The sequence below is a fragment of the Clostridioides sp. ZZV14-6154 genome, from assembly GCF_020657785.1.
In the GTDB taxonomy this organism is placed as follows: Bacteria; Bacillota; Clostridia; order Peptostreptococcales; family Peptostreptococcaceae; genus Clostridioides.
Genome location: NZ_JAGWCY010000010.1, coordinates 29162 through 54405, shown reverse-complemented (window position 1 = coordinate 54405; position 25244 = coordinate 29162). Strand labels below are relative to the sequence as shown.

Genomic DNA, 25244 nt, shown 5'->3' with positions numbered 1-25244 from the left:
TATTTTACTATTAATCATTTCTGTTTTCAAGATGTTTTTCTAATTTTCTCTTAACCCTTTGTAAAGCGTTATCTATTGACTTTACATCTCTTTTAAGTTTGTCCGCTATGAACTGGTATGACTTTCCATTCAAATACAATTCTAGGACTTCTAATTCCAAGTCGCTTAATAATTCGTTCATCTTTGATTCTATATTTTTTAATTCTTCTTTACTAATTATAAGTTCTTCTGGATCTGTTACTATACTTGTAGCTATTATATCTAAAAGTGTTCTGTCTGACTCTTCATCATATATTGGTTTATTCAAAGAAACATATGAATTTAAAGGTATATGTTTTTGTCTTGTTGCAGTTTTTATAGCAGTTATTATTTGTCTTGTTATACATATCTCTGCAAAACATTTAAATGAATTTGTCTTACTTCCATCAAAATCTCTAACTGCCTTATAAAGGCCTATCATTCCTTCTTGTATTATATCTTCTTTATCTGCTCCAATTAAAAAATATGACTTTGCTTTTGCCTTTACAAAATTTCTGTATTTGGTAATAATATACTCTAGTGCTATCTTATCCCCTTCACTTGCTTTTAATACAATGTTATACTCATCTTGCTGACAATTGTCTATTAACTCATAACTTTTTTCTTTTGCTACCAACATGTAAATCTCCCCCATATATAAAACAAATTTATAGGTATATTATAGTCTAAAGAACCTAGTAATTTCAACGCTTTCTACGAATGTTCTCAAGTTTCGACAATGTTTCTTCATCTAACCTCTCCTCCAACCAATTTCGCTGAATTTTTTTCCTTAAACCGCTATTTTTTTCCTTCATTTTATTCTTGGAACGATCTAATTCTAACTTTAATTCTCTAGCAGACATTCTCATAGCACCTTTTCCTAAAATCATTTGTTGCTCTGCATAGTCATTAGTAGCTACTTTTACATCATCATATTTTGATAGAGAAGTTATAAATTTTTCTATATAACTATCTGCTGTTTGGTGCTCTCTTGTATAAACTATTGTTATGTGTTTTCTTTTTTCAACTTTTTCTCGGGAATTCTTAACATTATAAGCATCAAAAACTATTATAGTCTTATATCCCATAAACTCAGAGAATTCTATAATATCATCAATAAGTTTTTCTCGAGAATCTTCTAAATCCTCTTTAGCCAGTTCTTTTAAATTATCCCACGCATTTATAATATTATAGCCATCTATTATTAAGTAGTGATTTATGTTTCTTCTCATACTTATTTACTTTTTATCCAGTCTTTGTCTGAATATTTCATATAAAAGTATACCACCTGCTACAGATGCATTTAAAGATGTAACATTACCTATCATGGGCATTTTTACTATAAAGTCACAGTTTTGTTTAACCAATCTAGATATTCCAAAACCTTCACTTCCAATTACTACACCTAGAGGTCCTGTAAGATTTTGTTTATAAAAAGTTTCTCCATCCATATCAGCAGCTGCAATCCACAGCCCCTCATCCTTCAGTCTTTTTATTGTATTGACTATATTGGTTACCTTACAAACTGGCATATACTCTACAGCTCCAGCAGAAGCTTTTGTAACTACAGGAGTTATGTGCACAGACCTTCTTTTTGGGATAATAACTCCATGTGCTCCTACTGCATCTGCTGTCCTTATTATTGAACCTAGATTATGTGGGTCTGTTATTTCATCTAGTATAATAAAAAATGGGTCTTCATTTTTACTTTTTACTGAGTCTATTAACTCATCTAATTCATAATACTTATATTCACTTGCATAAGCTATTACACCTTGATGAGAATGACTTGTGCTTACTTCATCTAACTTATGTTTATCAACATATTGTATAATTATATTCTTTTCTTTTGCCATTCCTATTATTTTCTTAATTGAACCTTCTTTAGCTGAGTTTGCAATTAATATTTTATCTATCTCTCTATCACTCTTTATAGCTTCTATTACAGGATTTCTTCCTTCAATACTTGCCAAACTATTCACCACCTACAAGGATTTAAATTTTTCTCTAACTTGAACTATGTCACCACAAGTCATAGTTCCTTCTGGACAACTTCCATTTACACAGCTTGGACCAGTCTTTTTAAATAATATAGGAGCAACTTTTTTAACTTCTCTTAACATTTCTACAGCTAAGTTTCTTATTTCCCATTGTGCTCTTTCACAACATCTATGTTCAAAGAAATTAAATAAACTTCTAGCGTTTATAGTAAATACCATTTTTGTTTCACATGCATTTGGAAATACATATCTAGCATCCTCTATTGCTTTTTTCTCAGCTTGTCTCTTTGCTGTTTTCTCATTTTTTCCTTCTTTTATTAAGTCATTATAATGCTTATCAAATAATATCTCCACTAATTTGTCATAATCCTCTTGGTCCTTTTTCATTGAGTTGACAAATAACTCTTTTGCTTTTTCTATTTTTTCTATTTCAGGAGGAATTATGTACTCAAATTGGTCTAGTTTAACATATCTTTGACTTTGTTGTGAAAAACTAGCTATACGATGTCTAACAATTTGATGCGAACAAGCTCTTGAAATACCTTCTATTGAAAACGTAAAAGATGCATGCTCTAATATTGAACCATGCCCTATATTTAATAACATATTTAAAAATTTTTCTATACTTTCTTCTGTTAAGTCTTTTTCTATTTCGTCTGTCCCAACTGGTGAATAGCATAATTTAGCTGCCATAGCTATTACTTTTTCGGGTTCAGGTGTATGTGATATTAATTTTACTTTCATAAATTTTCGTCCTTTCTTATTACTAATTTCTATATATTTATTATACATTAGTTATAAAAAAAGTGTTGCCTTATTAATTATTATTAAGACAACACTCTTTAATATTTACATATCTCTTTCAATAATTTTGATTCCTTTATTGATAATATATTGAAGTCTCTCTATTTCATTATTCAAATACAAATATCCAACTAATGCTTCAAATCCAGTTGCATGTTTATAGTCTATAATATCTGCATTTTTAGGAGAAGTGTTTGATTTTTGATTTCTTCCCCTTTTATAAATTTTACTCTCTTCCTCTGTTAATTCACTTTCGATTTCATGAATTATTGACGCTTGAGCTTTAGCTTTTACATACTTTATGGCTAACTTATGCAAATCATTAACTTTTCGCTGTGTATTTTGTCTAATCAAGTGTTCTCTTATATATGTCTCATACACTGTATCACCTAAATATGCTAAAACTAGTGGTGACATAGTAACTAATTCAGTTTTTTCCATTTTTATACCCTTTTCCACTTAACACCTTGTCTTGTGTCTTCTAGTACTATTCCCATATCTAATAATTGTTGTCTTATATCATCTGCTAATTGGAATTCTTTATTTTTCTTTGCGTCAGTTCTCTTTTGTATTAATTCTTCAATGTCTTTATCTAACACAGTATCCTTTTTCTTATTTACAATATTTAATACTCCTGTAAGCTCATTAAATTCATCTAAACATTTCTTAGCTAACTCTAAAGAAGAGTTTTCGTCTACATTAGAATTTATCAACTTAGCCAACTCAAATATAATACTTACTGCATCTGCTGTATTAACATCATCATCCATAGCATCTATAAATCTTTGTCTAAAATTATCTAATTCTTTAACAAGTTCTACTTCTTTTTCTGTTAGAGATGATTCTTTTAAATTACTTAATGTAAACTCTAATTTTTCTTTAGTATTATATAATCTTTCAAGACCAGCTTTAGCTTGGTTTAACATTTCATCACTAAAGTTTACTGGATTTCTATAATGTGCCGATAACATGAAAAATCTCACTATTTCTAAATCATATAGCTTTGATATATCTCTTACTGTAAAGAAATTACCTTTTGATTTACTCATTTTTTCATCATTTATATTTATATATCCATTATGCATCCAATATTTCGAGAATGTTTTTCCACTTCTAGCTTCACTTTGTGCTATTTCGTTTTCATGGTGTGGGAATGTTAAATCTTGACCACCTGCATGTATATCAATTGTCTCACCTAAGTATCTCTTAGACATAACAGAACATTCTATATGCCATCCTGGTCTACCTTCTCCCCAAGGACTCTCCCATCCTGGCTCTCCTTCTTTTTTTGCTTTCCAAAGAACAAAGTCCATAGGATGTCTTTTTTGGTCATTAACTTCAATTCTAGCTCCAGCCTCTAAATCTTCTTGTTTTTGGCCTGAAAGTTTTCCATATCCTTCAAATTTATTTGTATCAAAATAGACATCCCCATTTACTGCATATGCATATCCTTTATCTTCTAATTCTTTTATAAAATCTATAATTTGTTGTATATTATCTGTAACTTGAGGATGAACAGTAGCTCTCTTAATTCCTAATCCATCACAATCTACAAAATACTCTTTTATGTATTTAGTAGCAACTTCTTCTGGAGATATTCCTTCTTCGTGGCTTCTATTTATAATCTTATCATCAACATCTGTAAAGTTTTGTACATAAGTTACGTCATATCCTCTATACTCTAAATACCTTCTTAGAGTATCAAATATTATAAATGGTCTTGCATTACCTATGTGGATATAGTTATAAACTGTTGGACCACACACATACATTTTTACCTTTCCTTCTTCTAATGGAACAAATTCTTCTTTTGCTCTAGTTAATGTATTATAAACTTTCACACTCATCACCTCACTGTATTTTTATAAATTATTTTCTTAACATCATATATTATATTATAGTTGAAAATTGCAATAAATAATAGTACTACTATCATTTTTCATACTATCCTTCAAATTACATAATAATATTATCACTATTTTCTATTGTTCCTCTAAAAATATCTTTTTTTGAGAAGAGCACTTTTCAAAAGTCTCTTCTGTAATCATTTTTTCGTCTTTTAACTTTTCTAAAATTGTAACATATTCTAAGCATAGCTCCTTTAATTCCTTTTTAACATCATCAATATTACTATACATAGTAATTACCCCCTTAATAATTAAATCAAACTAAAATAATAGATTACCTTCTTCTATGCTTAATATTTTTATTAGTTTATTATTTATATTTTTGCTTTGCTTTTTATATATTAAATTTATTGACCTAAATACCTTCATTTTGTTAGCCATATATTTTCACCAAATACTAACACAAAAAAAGTCCGCATCTAAATTAGCGGACTTTTATGACTATAATATATGATTTTTTACATAAGCTATTCTATTTAAGCAAGTTTCTTTTCCTAAAACTTCCATTACTTTTGGTAAATCTGGGCCATGCATTTGTCCTGTCAAAATTATTCTTGAGCCCATAAATAAATTTTTTCCTTTTATTTTATACTCTTTTTGTATCTCTTTAAGCATTGCTTGACCAAACTCAGCATTTAATATTTCTGCTTTTTCTATTTTTTCTTGTAAGGCATCTATTAAAGTAGGTATGTGTTCTAATTTTAAGAAGTCACTTCCTTCTTCAGTTTCTACCTCTACCTTATCTCCAAAGAATATACTCGCATGCTCAGTAACTTCTTTTACATATTGTAATTTTTCTTTAAGCACTGATATCATACTCTTTAAAAATTCATACTTACTAGTAGCTTCTGCTTCTGTTATAAATCCATCTTCTATTAAGAACGGTATAGCTAAATCCGTTAAGTAAGCATCATCACCATCTTTTATATAATGTTGATTAACCCAGTTTAACTTTTCAGTATCGAATACTCCTCCACTTTTAGATACTCTTTCCACAGAGAAAGCTTTTTCTAATTCTTCCATTGTAAATAACTCTTGATTATCTTCTGGAGACCAACCAACTAGTGCTACATAGTTTACTAATCCTTCTGGTAAATATCCTTTTTTCTTAAAATCTTCAACTGCTACATCACCTTGTCTCTTACTCAATTTTTTCTTTTCTTTATTAAGTATATTTGGTAAATGTACGAATACTGGTGCTTCCCATCCAAATGCTTCATATAAATAAACATGCTTTGGAGTAGATGATACCCACTCTTCGCCTCTTATAACATGTGTAATTTTCATTAAATAATCATCTACCACTACTGCAAAATGATAAGTTGGGAATCCATCTGTTTTCATTAAAACTTGGTCATCTAAATCATTAGTATTGAATTCCATGTCTCCTCTAACTAAATCTGTAAACTTAATTATATGATTTTCTGGTAATTTTAATCTTATAACATATGGTACTCCTGCTTTTATATTAGCTTCTATCTCTTCTTTAGAAAGTTTTTTGCAGTGACCATCATATTTAGCAGTTTCTCCTGCTGCCTTTTGAGCATCTCTTACTTCATCTAATCTTTCCTTTGTGCAGAAACAGTAGTAAGCCTTTCCACTATCTAAAAGTTGTTTTATATATTCTTGATATATATCTAATCTTTGAGATTGAATATATGGTCCATATTCTCCTTTTTGTATTACTTTTCCATTATCATCTAATATAACACCCTCATCATGATTAACACCAGCCCATTTCATAGCATTAAGCATATTCTCTATAGCACCTTCTACTAATCTACTTTGGTCTGTATCTTCTACTCTTAATATATATTCTCCGCCCATTTTTTTTGCAAATAAATAGTTATATAAAGCAGTTCTTAAACTACCTATATGTACAAATCCTGTTGGACTTGGTGCAAATCTTACTCTTACATTCATTTTTACTTCCTCCTGATATTTTATTCAATATAACTATAATATTAAACTAGTACATTGTTTTGCAAGTTTATTTTTAATCAAACTTAATAATAATATCCTTTTTATTTAAAAATACACATGTTTATTATATCAGAAAATACTAGGTTTAATTTCATAAATCTTTCTTTTAATCATTTTCTAAAAATTAAAGGTATCATTTATAACTATTCATAAATGTTTATTCTGAACCTCCCATAACTAAAGTCACAGGGTTCCTGCTTCATAGAATTTTGCATACTAAAATATGTCTTACCAATTCTCCACAGGCTATCCCCGTAGTTCCTACGGTTCTTACATAAGTTATCTATTTTAAACTGTTATTAGTCTTAATCCTTCTTTTAGTATATTTATACTTGCATTTATATCTCTATCGTGAGTTACATTACAACAAGGACAAATCCATTCTCTTATATTTAAATTCTTAATTTCCTCATTTTTGTACCCACATTTATTGCATATTTGTGAACTTGCAAAGAATTTACCTACCTTTACAATTTGTCTGCCATACCAATTAGCCTTGTATTCTAATTGACGAACAAATTCTGACCATGACACATCAGAAATTAAACGAGATAGTTTACGATTTCTAGTCATATTCTTTACTTGTAAATCTTCTATTTCTTTAAAGAATTTTTTATATGCGTTTTCTAACTCTTTTAAGGTGTTTTATAGTGAAAATTTGTCAGGTTCTTTAAGCCACTCTAATTCTTTTTTTAAATTAGTCAAATCAGAACTGCACTGTTTATAAGTAAAAGTTTCTTTATAGTTTTCATAAACTTCTATTCTTTTAGCAAGATATTTATTATATACAAATCTACAACATCCAAAAGTTTTGTTAATTAACTCTTGCTGTTTTTTATTTGGATACATTCTAAACTTATAAGCTTTTTCCACTATTACCACCTCACTTTACTTGTTTTTTCTGATTATATTAATTAAATCTTCTTCAATTTCATTTGTTAATACTGGATGTCTATATTTTACACACCATACTATATGGTACTAAATATACATATCCTCGAGTCACTTCCATTTTTCATCACTCATCATAATATTAACATGTGTAATTATTTAAAATAAGTTTTTTAAAGGTTTTTATATTTGTTTTTAAATAACATATATAAGAACCGCAAATCTTAACTTTTATCATTTTTGAGGTTGTCGTTCACATAAGTTCACTACTACCTATGCAGTTCTCTTATGAATTTTTTCTACTTTCATAACTTTCACACTTAGGTTTTATTTCATCCTTATGTTTTAGTTTGGTTAGCTTTAGGGGTTTCCAGCAATTCAAGTAGTATTGGATAGGTTCTATCCTATCTCTACATATAAGTTTCCCTATATACTGACTATTTTAGCTACTAACTCATGGCTAAAGTCACGAATGTGCGTAGCTATTTTTTAATCAAAAGTAATTCACTTCTATCCTCTTTTTTTACATGAAGATAGTTATCATCTATACATGTTTTTACAGATTGACACACTCCCCATAGCTAAAGCAAGGGGATTCTTGGTGGCTAACGACTTAATACTATCTAAACGATAGAATCATAGGTGGTTACAAAGCCAAGCTACTTGGACGGTGTCTTCGCCACTACTACCTTATATGGTAGATACTTTTAAATTAATAGGTTGCTTATGGTTTATACTAAAATTAACTAAATTATATTTATGTTTTTTATTTAAAATATTCCATGCACCAACTATATCTCTATGAGTTTTATAACCACAAGTACAACTATAAGTTCTACCAGTTGGTTTGTGTTTTTTAGAACACTTTGGGCAAGTTTGAGATGTGTAGTTTTCTTTAACTAGCTTAACTTCAATACCTTGCTCTTTAGCCTTATATTTAATATAGTCTTTAATGCGACCATACTCCATTTGAGATATTTTTTGTCTATTAATTCTATTTAATCTTTTCTTCTTTTTTGTATTTTTCTCAATCCCTTTTATATCTCCTAAAACTATTTCACATACTTGTTGCTCTACACAAAAGTTTATAAACTTTCTAGTTGTTTGGTGGTATAAATTTATTAATTGGTTATCTGTTTTAGTTCTAATAGTGTTTTTTAATTTCCATAATCTCTTATATTGTCTACTACCTTTTTTACATCTACTTAATCTTTTAGAGATATAAGCATATATCTTATTTCTAAATTGCTTAATACTTCTACCTTCTCTATTGGATATTATAAGTCCGATACCTTCATTAGTTATACTAGCTATCGAATGTATTTCTCCTAAGTCTACACCTACGGTGTTGTTACCTTTCGGTGTTGGATTAATGATTCCATCATCAAATGTATAATACAAATAATATCCGTTTCGCCATACTATTTCAGCAGTCTTTATATTTTCAATATTAAAATCTAACTCTAAATAGATACCTTTTGACATTGATAACTTTAAGTTACCTTTAGCATTGATATTTATTGCACTAGCTTTGAATGGTATTATATAAAATTTCTTGGTTTTATATGGATACTTTGCCTTGGTATTACCTTTCTTTCTTAACTCTGAAATAGTTTTTCTATTAGCATCAAATTTATCTGATATTGCTTGTATAGTTTGACTATGTATATTGTATTTACCTTTGATTATCTTTTGTATATCATTCTTTTTTATCCATTGTTTATGTTCAAAATAGTATTCTTTGGATAAGCTAACTATATGATTCCAACAATTAGCACTCTCTATTTGTTTTTCCCTTACTAATTCAAATTGTGTTCTAGTTAGGTTTAATTTTACTCTATGAGTTTTTATCATTTTTTCTTACTCCTAACTTGTTGATTCTCTACGTATTGTTTAACTACTTCTAAACTTACAGAGCCAACAGTTCCTACGAAATAACTATTAGTCCACATACTAGGCATACTAGACTTTAAATGTTGGAAATTTTCTCTTAATACTCTTGAACTAAAACCTTTTAAACCTTTTACTACTTTATGGATTCCAAATTGTGGGTCACATGATATTAATAAATGCACATGGTCTTTGTTTATTTCCATTTCTATTATTTCTGCTCCAAGTTCATCTGCTTTATATGGTATTATCTCTTTTAACATTTTTTCTACTTCGCCAACTAAAACAGGTTTACGATACTTAGGACAAAATATTATATGATATTTACAATCATATGTTATATTTCCGTTAGATTTATACATAAAAACTAACACCTCCTACACATAATCTATCATTCGTAGTGTTAGGTTGCAAGTATTATTCTGACTTTTATTTATATTAAGACCTTGCCTTTCATCCCCACATCTAAAGAAGGGGGCTTTTCGGCAATTTTATTGTAATTTCTAAATCCTTCTTCTACATGTTCCTTGCTATTAGAATCTTCTTTAACATTATTTAAATTTAAAATTTTACTTTTTCAAATCTTTAATCTACTCAGTTATATTATTATCACCCATTGAAAGTATTATTAATCTTAGTAGAATATTAAACAATAAAAAACTGGGATAAAGTATTTAATACTTTACATCCCAGCTAAATTATTTTTACATTTAAATATTTGATTCTAGTAAGCTTTTGCCATTACTACCATATGGTCTGCTTCTTTTCCACAATATATACACTTGTGACCTAAGTTTTCTTGTTCAAAAGGTAGGCATCTTATAGTCGCCCCTGTCTCTTCCTTAATCTTAGCCTCACATTCAGCATCTCCACACCACATAGTTTTTATGAATCCTGGTTTTTCTTCCAAGGCCTTTCTAAATTCATCCATATTTTCAACTACAGATGTATTATCTTCTCTATGTTTTCTTGCTTTTTCAAACATATCATTGTGTATAACATCAAATAAATTATATACAGCATCAGCTAATCCTTCTAGAGGCATAGAACTCTTTTCTAGAGTATCTCTTCTAAATATCATAGCTTGATTATTTTCTATATCTTTTGGTCCAATTTCAATTCTTACTGGTACACCTTTCATTTCCCACTCATTAAATTTCCATCCAGTTGTATAGTTATCTCTATCATCAACTTCTACAGTTACTCCTTTAGCTTTTAAATCTGCATATATTTTATCAACAGTTTCCATTACATTGCCTTTTTTAGCAGCTATAGGAACTATAACAACTTGTATTGGGGCTACTCTTGGTGGTAATACTAAACCTCTATTATCACTATGAGTCATTATAAGCCCACCTATAAGTCTTGTAGATGCTCCCCAAGATGTATGATATGGATTAGCTAAGTTACCTTCTCTATCTGCAAAAGTAATATCAAACGCTTTTGTAAAGTGTTGTCCTAAGAAGTGACTTGTACCTGATTGTAATGCTTTCCCATCATGCATCATAGCTTCTATAGTATATGTTCTTTCACCACCTGCAAATCTTTCACTTTCACTTTTTTGACCAGATACAACTGGCATTGCAAGCAATTCTTCACATAAAGCTTTATATATTTCTAATTGTTGTATTGTTTCTTGTTGTGCTTCTTCTGCTGTTTCATGTAATGTATGACCTTCTTGCCATAAGAATTCAGATGTTCTTAAGAAAGGTCTAGTTGATTTTTCCCATCTAACAACTGAACACCATTGATTATAAAGATATGGTAACTCTCTATATGATTTTAGCCATTTAGCATACATTGTACATATTATAGTTTCTGAAGTAGGTCTTACACATAATCTTTCTTCTAGTTTTTTATTTCCTCCATGTGTTACCCATGCAACTTCTGGAGCAAACCCCTCAACATGCTCTGCTTCTTTGTTTAATAAACTTTCTGGTATCAATAATGGAAAATAACAGTTTTTATGTCCAGTTTCTTTGAATTTTTTATCCATAAATTCTTGCATTTTTTCCCATAAAGCATATCCGTATGGTTTTATGACCATAAATCCTTTTACTGGTGCATAATCAACTAAATCAGTCTTAGTTATAACATCTGTATACCACTGTGGAAAATCATCTTCCATCTTTGTTATTTCTTCAACAAATTGTTTTTCATTTTTTGCCATCTTAATTACCTCCTCATTTATTATGTTTTTATACAAAAACACCCTTTTATCTTTTTTATATAGATAAAAGGGCATTTATAAAGTACAACTCTGATTATCTATACAGTAGCTTTCTTTAAATTATTATCCTAACTTAACATTGTTTTTGATAAATTCTGCTTTTACTTTTTCACTTATTTCTTCTATTTTAATTAACTCTTTATCTTCTTCGTATCTAAGTTTAAATTCTACTTTACCTTCATCAATATTTTTACCTACTGTAATTCTCATAGGTATTCCTATTAATTCTGAATCGTTGAATTTAACACCAATTCTTTCATCTCTATCGTCTAATAAGACTTCAACACCCATATCTTGTAAATCATTATATATCTTTTCAGCTAATGACATTTGTTCCTCATTTTTCATATTTGCTGGAACTATCACAACATGATATGGAGCTACTGATAAAGGCCAAATTATACCTTTTTCATCATTATGTTGCTCAATTATAGCTGCTGCTGTTCTTTCTACACCTATACCATAGCATCCCATTATTATAGGTTTTGATTTACCATCTCTATCAATAAAGTTTGCATTCATAGATTCTGAGTATTTAGTTCCTAACTTAAATATGTGTCCTACTTCAACACCTCTAGCTATTTCAAGAGGTTTGCCACATACTATACACTTGTCACCTTCTTGAACATTTCTAAAGTCTCCAACTATACCTTTAAAATCTCTTCCATAGTTAGCATTTCTTATGTGATACTCAGTTTTATTAGCTCCAACAACTATATTTCTTTGCTCAACAATTTCTTTATCTATAAAGACATAATCAGCATTTACTCCTATTGGTCCAGCAAATCCAACCTCTGCATTAGTTACTTTTCTTACAACATCGTCTGTAGCAAGTGCAAATTCTATAACAGAACCTATTGCATTAGATACTTTGACTTCATTAACTTCTCTATCTCCTCTTACAACAACTACAACTGTTTTCCCATCTGCTTCATATACTAAAGTCTTAGCAAATTTATCTGGAGAAGCATTTAAAAACTCTTCTAATTCTTTTATTGTAGATGCTCCTGGTGTATGAACTTCTTCTAATTCCTTCATTTCTTCTTTTTCTGATACTGCATTACAAGACTCTGCTCTTTCTACATTGGCTGCATAGTCACATCCACTACAGAATACAACTTCATCTTCTCCAACTTCTGATTTAACCATAAACTCAGCTGATGTAGAACCTCCTATAGCTCCTGAGTCTGCCTGTACTGGGCTATTGTCTAATCCACATCTATCAAATATACTTACATATGCATCAAACATATCTTGATATGATTTATCTAACCCTGCTTCATCTACATCAAAACTGTATGCATCCTTCATTGTAAAAGTCTTAGTTCTCATAACACCAAATCTTGGTCTTCTCTCATCTCTATACTTTACTTGTATTTGATACAAGTTCAGTGGTAATTGTTTATATGAAGTAATCTCCTGTCTTATTATGTCAGTAAAAGCTTCTTCATGCGTTGGCCCAAGGCAGTACTCTCTTTCTGTTCTATCTTTTAACCTAAACATTTCTGCACCCATAGCAGTCCATCTTCCAGATTCTTTCCACAATTCTGATGGAAGTAAAGCCGCACATAATATTTCTTGACAATCTTTTTTATTTAATTCTTCTCTAATTATTTGCTCAATTTTTTTGAATACCCTTAACCCCATTGGCAATTGATTATAAACTCCTGAAGTCATTTTTTTTATCATTCCTGACCTCACCATTAATTGATGGCTTGTGATTTCAGCATCTGCTGGAATCTCCTTCAATGTTGGCATAAACATTTTAGACATTTTCATTAATAAATTCCTCCTGAATATTGTTTTCCTGAAAATATAAAAAACCCCTCGTCTCTATACAAGTATAGAGACGAAAGGTTTGATTTCCGCGGTACCACTCTAGTTAGCTATATAAATAGCTCTCTTTAGGGAATGTAACGGTTCCTACCGTAAAGATTTTTATACCTTTAAGCTAAAAGACAGGTTCAAAGACTTCCTCTTGAAAACTCTCACCTCTGTTTTCTCTCTGTGAAGATTTCATCATTTTACTATTTCTTTATCATAGCTAATTTTATATTTATATTAATTTTACTTAAATTCACATATTATAGATATTCTATATAGGCCTATTATTTGATATCCATTAAACTTATTACTAATAATATATTAATTATTCTGACTTGTCAATAATAATAAACAAATACTTTGTGAAGCTATTCCTTGTTTTGCTCCTGTAAAACCAAGACCTTCTTCTGTAGTTGCTTTTATATTTATGTTTTCAATATCTGTACTTAAAGCTTTTGCTATGTTTTTTCTCATACTCTCAATGTGAGGAGCCATTTTAGGACTTTGAGCAATTATAGTACTATCTATATTACCAATTTTATATCCTTTACTTGTTATTAGATTATATACATGTTCTAATAATTTCATACTATCTATTCCCTTATATTTTTCATCTGTATCTGGGAAATGCTTCCCTATATCGCCTAAAGCTAATGCCCCTAAAATAGAATCCATTATTGCATGTATCAATACATCAGCATCAGAATGACCTAGTAAACCTTTATCATGTGGTATCTCTACTCCACCAATTATAAGTTTTCTTTCTTCTGTCAATTTGTGTACATCATATCCCAATCCTATTCTCATACAATTCTCCTTCTACTATTCACTTCATCTCTTTTTTCCATATTTAATATTTGTTCTGCTATATTTAAATCTTCTGGACTAGTTATTTTTATATTTTCATAAGAACCCATTACCATCGTAACACTTTGCCCTATATTTTCTACTAACATTGAGTCATCTGTTCCATAATAGTTAGTTTTATACGCTTGTTCATAAGCATTTATTATAAGATTATATTCAAAAGTTTGAGGGGTCTGTGCTGCCCACAATAGACTTCTTTCTGGAGTTTCTTGTACTGTACCATCAGATACTATTTTTATAGTATCACTTACTGGTACACCTACAACCACGGCCTTTTTTTCTTTAGCCATTTTTATAGATTCATTTATTATTCTATGGTCTACAAAAGGTCTCGCTCCATCATGAATAAGTACTATATCACAATTTTTATCTAATTTTTTTAATCCATTATATATTGAGTCTTGTCTTTCTTTTCCACCATATGCTATTTTTATATTTTTAAAGTTATATTTATTTATTATATTTTCCTTAAAAAAATCTTCCTCTTCTTTTTTTATACATACCACAATTTCATCTATATTTATATTTTCGTAAAAAACTTGAATTGTATGCGCTATGATTTCTTTTTCTCTTAATTTTATGAACTGCTTATTTACGTCTAAGTTCATTCTCCTTCCGCTTCCTGCCGCAACAATTATAACACTATACATGGTATCACCTCGTATTTTATTTTTACCTATCATTTATTAAAACTTTTAATGTTTTTATATTTTAACCATCTGATTAATTATATATTAAATTTTCAGTTGTATAAATAGGTAATATCCATTTTCTAGCCTAAAATATGTGTGTCTGTTGCAAATTATATTGATTTTTCAATAGCTTCATCTTTTTATTTTACAACTTTGTAACAGTTTGTATATCTATAAAAAATATTTAAACCTCTAGATTGATATAAAACAAGTTTATCAATCTAGAGGTTTTGTATTAAAATATTAAATCAATTAAATCCATGTAATCTGGATAATTTTCTAAAATATTGTTTTTTATTTCTTGTTTGTTAAAACCTACTTCTATCAATTTATCCATATTGACTATACCATCTTTACAAGAAATAAAACATTTTGATATTTTCCATTTATTAACATGTACATTGATTTTCCTTTTATTATCAATTGGTAAAACTATTTGAAACTTAGGCGTTTTATTATATATCCATTCTGTTTTTTTATATTTATCTTCTACCAGATTGTATACACTTTTGATATCATCATCGTCTAATTCAATTTCTTTTATATTTTTTATATTATTTTTCATATAATTAACACAATAATCTAAAAAATAATTTATATCTTTTTTAAGTAGAAAATTAATATTTGTAACTTTGCTTGAAACAGACTTAGTTGCCTTTGATTCTGTTGATTTATCTGAATTTAAATACTTAGTTAATTTATTTAAATCTGAATCATAAAGAAGAGTTCCATGATAAAGAGAATTTTGCCTTTTTATAGATTGTGCAGAACCAGAAATTTTTTTACCATTCAAGAATAAATCTTTTCTTTCTGTTATAGATACATCTAATCCAAATGATAAAAGCATACTTTGCATAAATTTAGTATGTTCTAAAAAATCTATTTCATGAAGATTCCTATTTTTTTGTATAAATGATATATTGATGTTTCCTAAGTCATGATACACAGTACCTCCACCAGATATTCTTCTTAAAATGGGAATTTCGCCATTTTCAATAACATCATGATGTATCTCCTGATATGGATTTTGATTTTTTCCTATAAAAATAGATTCTTCATTTCTCCATATGATTATGATATCATCATTATATTTCTCATTTAAAAATAGATACTCTTCTAGAGCTAAATTAAAGTAAGGATTGGTGTTTTTGTTTAATAAGTAATACATAAAAATATAGACTCCTTTTATATTTTATCTTCCTATTTATTTTAAATTTAAATAAGTTTACATAGTATTTAACTTTAAATTATTCTTTCTAAATCATTAAACTTATTATAACATAATACAACACCTTACTATTACTGAACATCTGTGTTTTTATATTACTCTGAGAGTTTTATTAGGTTTACTTGTCCTGACCATACACATTAAGAAATACATTTCTAGCTCTTTGAATTTCTTCATCTGGCAATAATACTGGTGTACCAATTGACTTTGCCAAATAATATACTTTTGCTGCGTCTTCTAACATTACTGCTGCTGTAAATGCATGGTTTACAGATGGTCCAACTGCAATTACTCCATGATTTGCTAAAAGACAAGCTCTCTTATCACCTATTGCATCAATAACAGATTTTCCCATCTGATTAGATGTTGGTGGTGAAAATTTTGCAACTGGAACTGAACCTCCTACTTCATTTGCAAGAGTTGTACTTGCACACTCTATAGACTCATTTAAAATTGCAAAGCAACTTGAATATGTAGAGTGTGTATGTATTATACTATTTATATCATTTCTATGTTTATATATATATAAGTGGTCTGGTGAATCCACTGATGCTTTCCATTTACCATCTACAGTATTTCCATCTATATCTATTACAACAATATCACTTGGTGTAAGATTTCTATAATCCATTCCACTTGGTGTGATTGCTATATATCCAGTTTCTTCATCTCTTCCACTGACATTTCCTCCTGTCAATGTAACTAAATTATAGTTTAGAAGGTCTAAAGACGCTTGTAATACCTCTTTTCTCAAATTTTCTAATAACATTAGCTAAATCCTCCCATTTATTAGAAACATAGTTTTATATGTTCCTGTTATATATCTTACACAATAAGATATTACTCTTGACATTTTAATTGAAAATTCTAAAAACTCTTTATAAAATTTAAACTTCTATACTTATACTAAACACAAGTCGATTTTAATTTGAAATTTTCATTTTTTATAGTTCATTACTCTTTAAGCTTTTACTTCTAAATTTCAATGATTCTGGGTGCAAACATTCTTCTAATTCAATAAAATAATTATATAATTCTATATTGCCATTAAACATGTTTGTTTTTATCCAATATCTCCCCTTAAGAAAACTACCATCATTAATTTTTAGATACATTTTTTTGCCATGAAATTCTCTTATTCTTATTTTTTTTATATCTTTAATTTCATACTTATGTGTAATATTAAATGAACTAAAACATATGTATTTATTGTCCATAGTAATCATTTTAGGATTACTTGAAGATACAAACGTATTAAATACTCCATAAGTACAAATAACTATCATCAAGCTATATATATTAATACTAAGATTTATATAATTATTAAATAGTGCATAAATCAATATTAAAATCATAAAAATTCCTGGTATTGTTACACTAACTATATATCTTTTAGAATCATATATATATTTTTTCATAATTTATACACTCCTTAATAAAATTACATTTAAGCTTCATCTTGTGTAGATAATGCTTTATTTTCCTTTATTATTCTACTTCTATTATAGATAGCCATCCCTAAAGCTATAACAGCCAAAATTATTCCTCCAATTACTTTGTAATTCATAATTTTTACAAATACCCAGCTTAATGGATTTGCACCATCACAAATACTTGAAATCATAGTTGCTCCTTCAGGCATTTTAAAGCTTGCATTTAAAGCCATTTGGGTAAATAGAGGTGCTAAATTAGTTGCAATTAGTAGCCCAGAAGTAATAATAACTATTCCTATTATTAGAGTTCTAAATACATTCCCTTTTGTAATTGGGACGATTAAAACAAGTGCAAATGGTATTACAGCTAAATCTGCAAAAGGTAAAACTTTATTACCTGGTAAGATAGCTGCTATAACTATAGTTAGAGGTACTAGTACTAATGCAACTGATAATGTAACAGGATGTCCTATTCCTACTGCTGAATCTAAACCGATGTATATTTTACCTCTATTTTTAAATCTCTTTTCAATAAATTCTTGTGCTGCCTCTGAAACTGGCAACAAACCTTCCATTAACAAAGCTGCCATCTTTGGAATTAGTATTAAAACAGCTCCCATAGTTATTCCTAACTGCAATATACCTTTTATGTCATACTTCGCTGCAATACCAATTATTATCCCTATTAAAGACCCCATTATTAAAGGTTCTCCAAATAGACCAAATTTTTTCTGTAATGTATCAGCATTTATTTCAATTTTATTTATCCCTGGAATCAAATCTAGTACTTTATTTACAACTATAGCAATTGGAACAAATGCTTGTGTAAATCCATGAGGAAGAGATATACCTGGCATTCCTAAGTATTCTTCTATACCTGGAGCTGTTAAATCTGCCATTACTAAAACAATTACCATATTTGCTACTGCTGCAAATACACCCCACATAACACTTTGTGTAGCCCCTGCCACCAAAGCTCCTGTAAATGCAAAATGCCAGTAATCCCATATATCTACATCAACAGTTTGAGTTGTATTAGTAATTAACATAACTATATTTACTACAAGACCTATTGGAATAATTAAAGCACCCACTGTTGATGCAAAAGCTATAGCTGATGCTGCTGGCCATCCAACATCTATTATTGATAAGCTTAGCCCTAAATTTTTGACCATTTGTTGTGTAGCTGGACCTAAGTTATCTGTTAACAAAGCTATAATAGTATTAAGACCTATAAATCCAACACCTACTGTTAAACCAGCTCTTAAAGATTTCCCCAGCTTTGTACCTAATATCAAGCCAAAAATACATATTATTATTGGCATCATTACTTGTGCACCCAAACCAACAATGAAATTTAATATCGCCATCTAAATTTCCTCCTCTATTTAATTTTCAGTCTCTAAAACCGAAAAATTTTAGAGACTATTTCATTTAAAAATTCAAATTATAACTCTAATTTTTCAAGCACTTCTTTGATTAATTTATCCATTCCTACTCCAGTTAAAAAAGGTAGCCCATTTATTACAGGTGTTTTTATACTACTAGATATTTGTGTAGTACAGATTATTAAATCATAATCTGGTGCTTTTGAAGCCACTTCTACTACTTTACATTGCGTAATACTAACCCTATCTAATTTACCAGCTTCTTCTAATGCCTTCTTTAATTTGTTTATAGCAATTGTTGAAGTACATACTCCTGTTCCACATGCAACTAATATTTTTTTAGCCACATTATTCACCCCCATTAAAATTATTTTATTTTTAAAGATATCTGTAATTAGAAATCTTTGATAACTTTTTATATTTTTAATACTATTTGTGTATGTTTAATTATTCAGTTTAGAATTTAATAAATCACTTACACTTTCTTCACTTAAATCAATAATATTATTTAAAATATTTTCATCTTGAAATATTGTCATAAGTCTTTCTAATAGTTGTAATTGCTCTTGTGGCTCTTTAACTGCCAACATAAATATAACCTTTACATCAATTTCAGTATCATCTGTACCCATCATTATGAATTTTACAGGTTCATTTAATATACCAATAGCTATCCCTGGTTCATTTACATGGACTATATCTGTATGTGGTATTGCTACTCCATAAATTCCTGTTGGCAGTCCTGTTGCATATTTTTTCTCTCTTGCTATGACTGCTTCTATATAACTTTTTTTTACATATTGTTCCTCAAATAAACGTTGTCCCAAAAACTTCAAAGCATCTTCATTACTTGATACTTCAATATCTTTAAAAATTAAATTGCTACTGATTATTTGCATTGACTCCATCTAATATCATCTCCCTAATAAAATCTCTATCTTTAATGTTTTTTATTTTTTTAAATTCATCTGTTTCTATAAATGTAAGTAGAGTATTCAATGGATTAAAACATTTCTGGTCTACAGCTAGTAGAAGTATTATTTTTACTTTGTTTTTACTCCATACAATAGGATTTTTTAAGATTACTATGCTTATTGCTGGTCTGATTACATCAATTCCATCTGTATGAGGTATTGCTATTCCATCTGACAACTCAGTTGGAAATAAGTTATCTCTTTCCACTACTTTTTTATAGAAATTTTTTGTTACATAGCCTTTTTCTCTAAGTTTTTTGCTCATATATTTGAGAACTTCTTCTTTTGATTTAATTTCTAAATCTACAAATATGTCTTCTTTTTGAATTAAATCAGATAATTCATATTTTTTATTTGTTTTGGCAATTTGATTTGTATCAATTAAGTTATTTATTTGATTTAATTTTGTTTTATCATTAATGTCTACTAGGCTAAAAAATGGGATGTTTGGTATCTGAGGATCAATTGTTCCAACTATTGCGATTACATTTTTTTCATTACTGATTTGTTTTATCTCTAAATCAAGACTTGGATATTCAATCATACCAATAGTCTCTATATCAACCTTTTCATTTATCCCTTTAATACTTTCCTCTAAACTTTGCTTTATCTTACAAGCTCCTCCCAATCCAGTAATACATAATGTTACAATTATAGGCTTTCTATTATCTACTTTTGAATTGTCCTCTTTACTAACTTTATCTTTTACTAATGGCTCTATATTTTTAACTTCATCAACTATCTCATCTATTGTTAAATCTGGTAGAACTGCTCTTCGTATGACTTCTATACAGAGTAATGTATCAAATCTAGATATTGTTCTTATATCAATCCCTGTTTTTCCAGAGATAATATCTCCAAAGTATGAAAGTGAACCCATATCAACTAATATAATTACTCCTCTTCCTTCATCAATATCTTTTATTACAGTAGTAGCTTCTTCAATCATGTCTTCCGGCTTTTTCTCAAATGGCATATCCAAATACCTTGCGTGATTAATACCTAATAACTTATTAGTAACCTCACACACAGATGATGCAACTCTTCCATGAGCCATGAGAAGTACACCTATCTTTTTTTGTTCAGAAATTTCTCCTCTACTACTCATTTTAAAATATATTGCTATTATACCTATTTCTTCTTTTGGCAAATTTATATTGTATCTTTCCTTTAAATGTTGTGCTACCTTTTCTGCTACAGAATACTCTAATGGATAATTTCCTATTATCTCTTTCAAATGAGCATTTGATATTACCTTTCCTTCTTTTAATCTTTCAAAAGCTGCTTTTAAATGAACTGCTAAACATAAATGTAGATTTGGTTCTAATGAATTAAGATACTGTGATGCTATTTTGATTACTTCATAAGTTAACTCTACAATGTATTTTCCAACAATAGGACTTATATCAGGTAAAGTCTCAGTTATAGAAACTTTTTTAACTTGTTTTATGTACTTCTGAATACAGCTTTCTAATTCTCCTCCGACAATCCTATTGATAACATCAAAGTCTAAACCTTGTTCTAATAAATCAATGTGTCTTCTTTCAGTAAGTTTGTAGATTTCATCTGGGAAAGTATATATATCTTCATTTTTCTTTTCTATCTCAATTTGAAAGTCTGAATCTATAATTAAATCTCCATCTACATAATTTTCTATCTTTCCTCTACAATTTCTTATCCTTATAAGACCTTGTTTCACATACCCAGGTACATCTGATATATTTATAGTTACTTCTTTTTGTTTATTTGTAAGTTGATTTAATAGTCCTCTAGCACAAGCTACCTGAATATCACTTCTAAGCTGACCTACATTTCCTATACAATCATAAAGCATAAGGGCTTTTAAGACATCTGATTTTATGTGTATGTTTGCTCCCATTCTTTGGGCTTCTATCAAGAAAAAATTGTTTATAATGTCAAATCTTTCGTTTAATGGTCTTGCAACTAATTCTGGTATTTCAATTGTCACAGGTATACGTCTTTTAAAGGTATTAAGTAAATGAGAATCTATTGGTTCAGAAGTTGCAGAAATAATCATTACATTTATTTTATTTGTAAGCTTTGTTTCTCCTAATTTTCTAACCATTCCCTTATCAATCAATTGAAAGAGTATTTCTTGACCCTCATACGGCAATCTATGTATTTCATCTATAAACAAGATTCCCCCATCTGCTTTTGTTACCAGACCTTCTTTAGTTTCATCAGCTCCTGTAAAAGCACCCTTAACATGACCAAATAATTGAGATAACAAAAGTTGTGGATTTTCTGAGTAGTCAGCTGCATTAAAGACTATAAATGGTGCATTTTTAGGAAATCTAGATGATTCTACTGCAAAGTTATACATGCACTCTGCTAACTCACTTTTTCCAACACCAGTTGGACCCATAATAATAGTATGCAATCCATGAGGTGGATAAAGTATAGCTGCCTTAGCTAATTTGATGATTGTACTTAAACTTCCACTACTTCCTATTAATTTATCAAAGGCTACATCTATTTTTTCTTCTTTATCATTTAGTTCCTCTTTTTTATCATCATGCTCTTTATCATGTTTTAAATCACCAGAATCTTGGATTTCTTTTAAATACTGTATAACTGTAAATCTCGATACAGTAAATCCAATACTATTTAATCTTCTTGTTATATCATTTTTATTTATATTTTTTTCTTCTTTTACAATATCTTTTATAGCTTTAATCAAAACAACTTTTCTTCTTTGTCTAGAATCTTCTATTTTTAATTCATTTCTTAAAAAGGTAACATCTTCTCTTCGAATATTTAACATACTTGAAATTGCTTCATCTGTTAAAGGATTTTTTTTATCTTCATTTTCAATTAAGTTTTTTATTCTTTGCCTCATTTGTAATTGTCCCTCCTTACTATTTATATAAGCAACTTACATGCCACATAGTGTTTTTTTTGTGCCATTTTTTACTTCATAAACTTATAACGTTTAAATCAAGCTATTCTTTTATTTAAATATTAAGAAAATTTTTTTTATTTTTTACAAATAATACTATCTTAAAAAACAAAAAAGTCTTTTCTCCTAAATCTTTCTGTAATAAATATAAAATGACACTATTATTCTATATTACTATCTTTTTTGTACAACAAAAACTACAAATAACTCTATGTTATATTTTTCCAAAAAAATACCCCTTTTTGTATAAATACATACATTTATACAAAAAGGGTATGGCTAATTGAGTGTTTCAAGATTTTATATATTATATAAACTTAGGTTAATAGCTTATTTTTTTGGTAAATGTAAACACTCACCATTTACATCTGCTAAAGCTTCCATTAGAGCTTCTGAAGTGCATGGATGACCAAAAATCAAATCACTAGCTTCATCGGCAGGTATTTCTAATGCCTTAAATGATGCTGCATGATTTATAAGTTCTGCTACACCACATCCAAACATATGCACACCTAAAATTTCTCCATATTTAGCATCTGATATTACTTTTACATATCCTTGCTCTTGCCCAGAAGCTAAAGCTCTTCCATTTCCAGCAAAGTTAAATTTACCGATTTTTATATTATATTTTTGTTTAGCTTCTTCTTCTGCAACTCCAACTGATGCAACCTCTGGAACTGTATAAACACAACTAGGTAATGCACTTAAATCTACTTCTTCATTCATACCTAAAGCATTTGAAGCTGCTACCTCTCCCATTTTAAAAGCTGCATGAGCTAGCATTATACCTCCAGTAACATCACCTACTGCATATATACTTGGTATACTTGTTTCCATTTTGCTATTTACAACTATTGAACCTCTATCTATTTTAACATCTAAGTCTTCTATACCAGATAGATTAGCTTGTCTTCCTATAGCATATAGACCTAAATCTGCCTTTATTGGTTCTTCTCCTTCAATACATACTACTATTTTATTTCCTTCTTCTTTAAATTCAGAAACTTTCTTTTCAGTTAATATAGTTATTCCCTTTTTCTTAAGTGAATCTCTTAAAGACTGACTCAATTCTTTGTCCATTCTTGGAATTATTCTGTCTTCCATTTCTATTATAGTTACTTTAGAGCCTCTTGAGTTGAATATCTCTGCAAATTCACAACCTATTACTCCACCACCAATTATTACTAACTCTTCTGGTACTATGTCTAAATCTAAAGCTTCCGTACTAGTTATTATTAATTTTGATTCTATCCCTTTTATTGGTAAGATTCTCACCTTAGAACCAGTGGCAATTATTGTATTTTCTGTATCTAAAACTTTTCCATCTGATAATATTACTTTATGTGCTTCTTTGACAGTAGCTTTAAGATTAAAAACATCTACTCCTCTGCTTTTTAACAATCCACCAACACCAGCTGTAAGCTTTTTAACTACTCTATTTTTATATTTTATAGCCTTTTTTATATCTTGTTCCTTATCAACAGATACTTTTACCCCTCTCTTTGATAATTGTTCAATTTCTTCTAATATTTCTACTGTTTTTACATAAGTTTTTGTAGGAATACAACCTCTATTTAGGCAAGTTCCTCCTAATGTGTCCTCTTCTACTAATGCAACTTTTCCTCCTAATGTAGCTGCTTTTAGTGCTGATAAATACCCTCCAGGGCCTCCACCTACTACTACCACATCATAATCATGATTACCCTCTTTTTTGATTGTCTTTTCTTCTTCTATTTCTATTTTTTCTGTTTCAACAATTAAATCCTCTTTTGATATATTTCCAGATAAATATTTAGCCTTTATTTCTTCTTGCTTTTCTCCCTTTTCTGCTATTACACCTATTACTGTAAATACTGGTAATACCTCTCCTTCTTCTTTGTGTATAATTGCAGCAAGTATACCTTCTCCTTCTGATTCTATTTCCATGTTGACTTTATCTGTTGTTATCTCTAATATAGGTTCTCCAATTTTTACTTCTTCGCCTTCTTGTTTTAGCCAAGATACTATAGTACCTTCTTCCATAGCTACTCCAGCTTTTGGCATTATGACTTCTACTGACATAGGCTATCCTCCTATTTATTTTTTATATATTTTAGTTAATCCTCTTATATTCATACAGATATTTTTTACAAATAACATTGCACATAATAATTTTAAATTTATTAAAATTACACACATCCTTTTATGTATTCTAT

General features: G+C 29.0%; 23 protein-coding genes, 1 pseudogene and 1 other annotated feature. All 24 genes and pseudogenes read right to left on the bottom strand.

The window, feature by feature from the left end; genetic code table 11:
* Positions 1–10: 10 nt before the first annotated feature.
* The gene (gene sigH, locus KGF45_RS16210) at positions 11–658 is read right to left on the bottom strand and encodes an RNA polymerase sporulation sigma factor SigH (protein WP_227437057.1); all 648 of its coding nucleotides are present in this window, start codon (positions 656–658) and stop codon (positions 11–13) included.
* Positions 659–722: 64 nt separating this feature from the next.
* Positions 723–1250: an NYN domain-containing protein gene (locus KGF45_RS16205; RefSeq protein ID WP_227437059.1), complete on the bottom strand. Its 528-nt coding sequence runs from the start codon at positions 1248–1250 to the stop codon at positions 723–725.
* A gap of 6 nt (positions 1251–1256) precedes the next feature.
* The gene (gene rlmB / locus KGF45_RS16200; RefSeq protein ID WP_227830460.1) at positions 1257–1991 is read right to left on the bottom strand and encodes a 23S rRNA (guanosine(2251)-2'-O)-methyltransferase RlmB; all 735 of its coding nucleotides are present in this window, start codon (positions 1989–1991) and stop codon (positions 1257–1259) included.
* Positions 1992–2003: 12 nt separating this feature from the next.
* Positions 2004–2762, bottom strand: a complete 759-nt coding sequence (gene thyX / locus KGF45_RS16195) for an FAD-dependent thymidylate synthase (RefSeq protein ID WP_227841314.1) — start codon at positions 2760–2762, stop codon at positions 2004–2006.
* A gap of 105 nt (positions 2763–2867) precedes the next feature.
* Entirely contained in the window at positions 2868–3263 is a 396-nt protein-coding gene (locus KGF45_RS16190) for a ribonuclease III domain-containing protein (protein WP_227830458.1), read from the bottom strand.
* A gap of 2 nt (positions 3264–3265) precedes the next feature.
* The gene (gene cysS / locus KGF45_RS16185; protein ID WP_227483629.1) at positions 3266–4663 is read right to left on the bottom strand and encodes a cysteine--tRNA ligase; all 1398 of its coding nucleotides are present in this window, start codon (positions 4661–4663) and stop codon (positions 3266–3268) included.
* Between the two features lie 141 nt (positions 4664–4804).
* The gene (locus tag KGF45_RS16180) at positions 4805–4960 is read right to left on the bottom strand and encodes a hypothetical protein (protein WP_003421202.1); all 156 of its coding nucleotides are present in this window, start codon (positions 4958–4960) and stop codon (positions 4805–4807) included.
* A gap of 210 nt (positions 4961–5170) precedes the next feature.
* Complete coding sequence (gltX, locus tag KGF45_RS16175) at positions 5171–6652, bottom strand: glutamate--tRNA ligase (protein ID WP_227842892.1); 1482 nt, start codon at positions 6650–6652, stop codon at positions 5171–5173.
* A 348-nt stretch (positions 6653–7000) separates the two neighbouring features.
* Positions 7001–7594, bottom strand: a pseudogene (locus tag KGF45_RS16170) (RNA-guided endonuclease TnpB family protein).
* Positions 7595–7600: 6 nt separating this feature from the next.
* Positions 7601–7687 carry a transposase gene (locus KGF45_RS20525; RefSeq protein WP_227830501.1) on the bottom strand — a complete coding sequence of 29 codons (87 nt, stop codon included), beginning with the start codon at positions 7685–7687 and terminating at the stop codon, positions 7601–7603.
* 606 nt (positions 7688–8293) lie between these two features.
* Positions 8294–9457: a transposase gene (locus tag KGF45_RS16160; RefSeq protein ID WP_227830500.1), complete on the bottom strand. Its 1164-nt coding sequence runs from the start codon at positions 9455–9457 to the stop codon at positions 8294–8296.
* Positions 9454–9855, bottom strand: a complete 402-nt coding sequence (tnpA, locus tag KGF45_RS16155) for an IS200/IS605 family transposase (protein ID WP_227842891.1) — start codon at positions 9853–9855, stop codon at positions 9454–9456. The genes KGF45_RS16160 and tnpA overlap by 4 nt, the downstream gene beginning before the upstream one ends.
* A 362-nt stretch (positions 9856–10217) precedes the next feature.
* Entirely contained in the window at positions 10218–11663 is a 1446-nt protein-coding gene (proS, locus tag KGF45_RS16150) for a proline--tRNA ligase (RefSeq protein WP_227842890.1), read from the bottom strand.
* Between the two features lie 123 nt (positions 11664–11786).
* Positions 11787–13502, bottom strand: coding sequence for a proline--tRNA ligase (locus KGF45_RS16145; RefSeq protein ID WP_227830172.1), 1716 nt, complete (start codon positions 13500–13502; stop codon positions 11787–11789).
* A 63-nt stretch (positions 13503–13565) separates the two neighbouring features.
* Positions 13566–13774: a binding site (T-box leader), on the bottom strand.
* Positions 13775–13868: 94 nt separating this feature from the next.
* Complete coding sequence (gene ispF / locus KGF45_RS16140; RefSeq protein WP_227830173.1) at positions 13869–14354, bottom strand: 2-C-methyl-D-erythritol 2,4-cyclodiphosphate synthase; 486 nt, start codon at positions 14352–14354, stop codon at positions 13869–13871.
* A complete protein-coding gene (ispD, locus tag KGF45_RS16135) occupies positions 14351–15064 on the bottom strand; it encodes a 2-C-methyl-D-erythritol 4-phosphate cytidylyltransferase (protein WP_227830174.1) in 714 nt (237 codons plus the stop codon). Before ispD ends, ispF begins: the two co-directional genes overlap by 4 nt.
* Positions 15065–15341: 277 nt before the next feature.
* Entirely contained in the window at positions 15342–16274 is a 933-nt protein-coding gene (locus KGF45_RS16130; protein ID WP_227830175.1) for a biotin/lipoate A/B protein ligase family protein, read from the bottom strand.
* Between the two features lie 178 nt (positions 16275–16452).
* Positions 16453–17103, bottom strand: a complete 651-nt coding sequence (locus tag KGF45_RS16125) for a class II aldolase/adducin family protein (RefSeq protein ID WP_227842889.1) — start codon at positions 17101–17103, stop codon at positions 16453–16455.
* 175 nt (positions 17104–17278) lie between these two features.
* Positions 17279–17752 (bottom strand): hypothetical protein, encoded by a 474-nt coding sequence (locus tag KGF45_RS16120; RefSeq protein WP_227842888.1) that lies wholly within the window; start codon positions 17750–17752, stop codon positions 17279–17281.
* Positions 17753–17781: 29 nt separating this feature from the next.
* On the bottom strand, positions 17782–19137 hold the full coding sequence (locus KGF45_RS16115; RefSeq protein ID WP_227839845.1) for a PTS galactitol transporter subunit IIC: 1356 nt from the start codon (positions 19135–19137) through the stop codon (positions 17782–17784).
* 77 nt (positions 19138–19214) lie between these two features.
* A complete protein-coding gene (locus tag KGF45_RS16110; protein ID WP_227437087.1) occupies positions 19215–19517 on the bottom strand; it encodes a PTS sugar transporter subunit IIB in 303 nt (100 codons plus the stop codon).
* Between the two features lie 81 nt (positions 19518–19598).
* Positions 19599–20063 carry a PTS sugar transporter subunit IIA gene (locus KGF45_RS16105; RefSeq protein ID WP_227830179.1) on the bottom strand — a complete coding sequence of 155 codons (465 nt, stop codon included), beginning with the start codon at positions 20061–20063 and terminating at the stop codon, positions 19599–19601.
* On the bottom strand, positions 20038–22989 hold the full coding sequence (locus KGF45_RS16100) for a sigma 54-interacting transcriptional regulator (protein ID WP_227842887.1): 2952 nt from the start codon (positions 22987–22989) through the stop codon (positions 20038–20040). The genes KGF45_RS16105 and KGF45_RS16100 overlap by 26 nt, the downstream gene beginning before the upstream one ends.
* 390 nt (positions 22990–23379) lie before the next feature.
* Positions 23380–25110 (bottom strand): dihydrolipoyl dehydrogenase, encoded by a 1731-nt coding sequence (gene lpdA / locus KGF45_RS16095; RefSeq protein ID WP_227842886.1) that lies wholly within the window; start codon positions 25108–25110, stop codon positions 23380–23382.
* Positions 25111–25244: the final 134 nt, after the last annotated feature.

What these genes read in the sequence shown, in the direction of transcription:
- KGF45_RS16125 (WP_227842889.1), bottom strand. Translation starts at nt 17,103, where the DNA reads ATGTTATTAGAAAATTTGAGAAAAGAGGTATTACAAGCGTCTTTAGAC.
- KGF45_RS16105 (WP_227830179.1), bottom strand. Translation starts at nt 20,063, where the DNA reads ATGGAGTCAATGCAAATAATCAGTAGCAATTTAATTTTTAAAGATATT.
- sigH (WP_227437057.1), bottom strand. Translation starts at nt 658, where the DNA reads ATGTTGGTAGCAAAAGAAAAAAGTTATGAGTTAATAGACAATTGTCAG.
- KGF45_RS16145 (WP_227830172.1), bottom strand. Translation starts at nt 13,502, where the DNA reads ATGAAAATGTCTAAAATGTTTATGCCAACATTGAAGGAGATTCCAGCA.
- KGF45_RS16100 (WP_227842887.1), bottom strand. Translation starts at nt 22,989, where the DNA reads ATGAGGCAAAGAATAAAAAACTTAATTGAAAATGAAGATAAAAAAAAT.
- KGF45_RS16205 (WP_227437059.1), bottom strand. Translation starts at nt 1,250, where the DNA reads ATGAGAAGAAACATAAATCACTACTTAATAATAGATGGCTATAATATT.
- ispF (WP_227830173.1), bottom strand. Translation starts at nt 14,354, where the DNA reads ATGAGAATAGGATTGGGATATGATGTACACAAATTGACAGAAGAAAGA.
- lpdA (WP_227842886.1), bottom strand. Translation starts at nt 25,110, where the DNA reads ATGTCAGTAGAAGTCATAATGCCAAAAGCTGGAGTAGCTATGGAAGAA.
- KGF45_RS16190 (WP_227830458.1), bottom strand. Translation starts at nt 3,263, where the DNA reads ATGGAAAAAACTGAATTAGTTACTATGTCACCACTAGTTTTAGCATAT.
- KGF45_RS16115 (WP_227839845.1), bottom strand. Translation starts at nt 19,137, where the DNA reads ATGGCGATATTAAATTTCATTGTTGGTTTGGGTGCACAAGTAATGATG.
- tnpA (WP_227842891.1), bottom strand. Translation starts at nt 9,855, where the DNA reads ATGTATAAATCTAACGGAAATATAACATATGATTGTAAATATCATATA.
- ispD (WP_227830174.1), bottom strand. Translation starts at nt 15,064, where the DNA reads ATGTATAGTGTTATAATTGTTGCGGCAGGAAGCGGAAGGAGAATGAAC.
- gltX (WP_227842892.1), bottom strand. Translation starts at nt 6,652, where the DNA reads ATGAATGTAAGAGTAAGATTTGCACCAAGTCCAACAGGATTTGTACAT.
- KGF45_RS16120 (WP_227842888.1), bottom strand. Translation starts at nt 17,752, where the DNA reads ATGAAAAAATATATATATGATTCTAAAAGATATATAGTTAGTGTAACA.
- proS (WP_227842890.1), bottom strand. Translation starts at nt 11,663, where the DNA reads ATGGCAAAAAATGAAAAACAATTTGTTGAAGAAATAACAAAGATGGAA.
- thyX (WP_227841314.1), bottom strand. Translation starts at nt 2,762, where the DNA reads ATGAAAGTAAAATTAATATCACATACACCTGAACCCGAAAAAGTAATA.
- KGF45_RS16130 (WP_227830175.1), bottom strand. Translation starts at nt 16,274, where the DNA reads ATGTATTACTTATTAAACAAAAACACCAATCCTTACTTTAATTTAGCT.
- KGF45_RS16180 (WP_003421202.1), bottom strand. Translation starts at nt 4,960, where the DNA reads ATGTATAGTAATATTGATGATGTTAAAAAGGAATTAAAGGAGCTATGC.
- KGF45_RS16160 (WP_227830500.1), bottom strand. Translation starts at nt 9,457, where the DNA reads ATGATAAAAACTCATAGAGTAAAATTAAACCTAACTAGAACACAATTT.
- KGF45_RS16110 (WP_227437087.1), bottom strand. Translation starts at nt 19,517, where the DNA reads ATGGGGGTGAATAATGTGGCTAAAAAAATATTAGTTGCATGTGGAACA.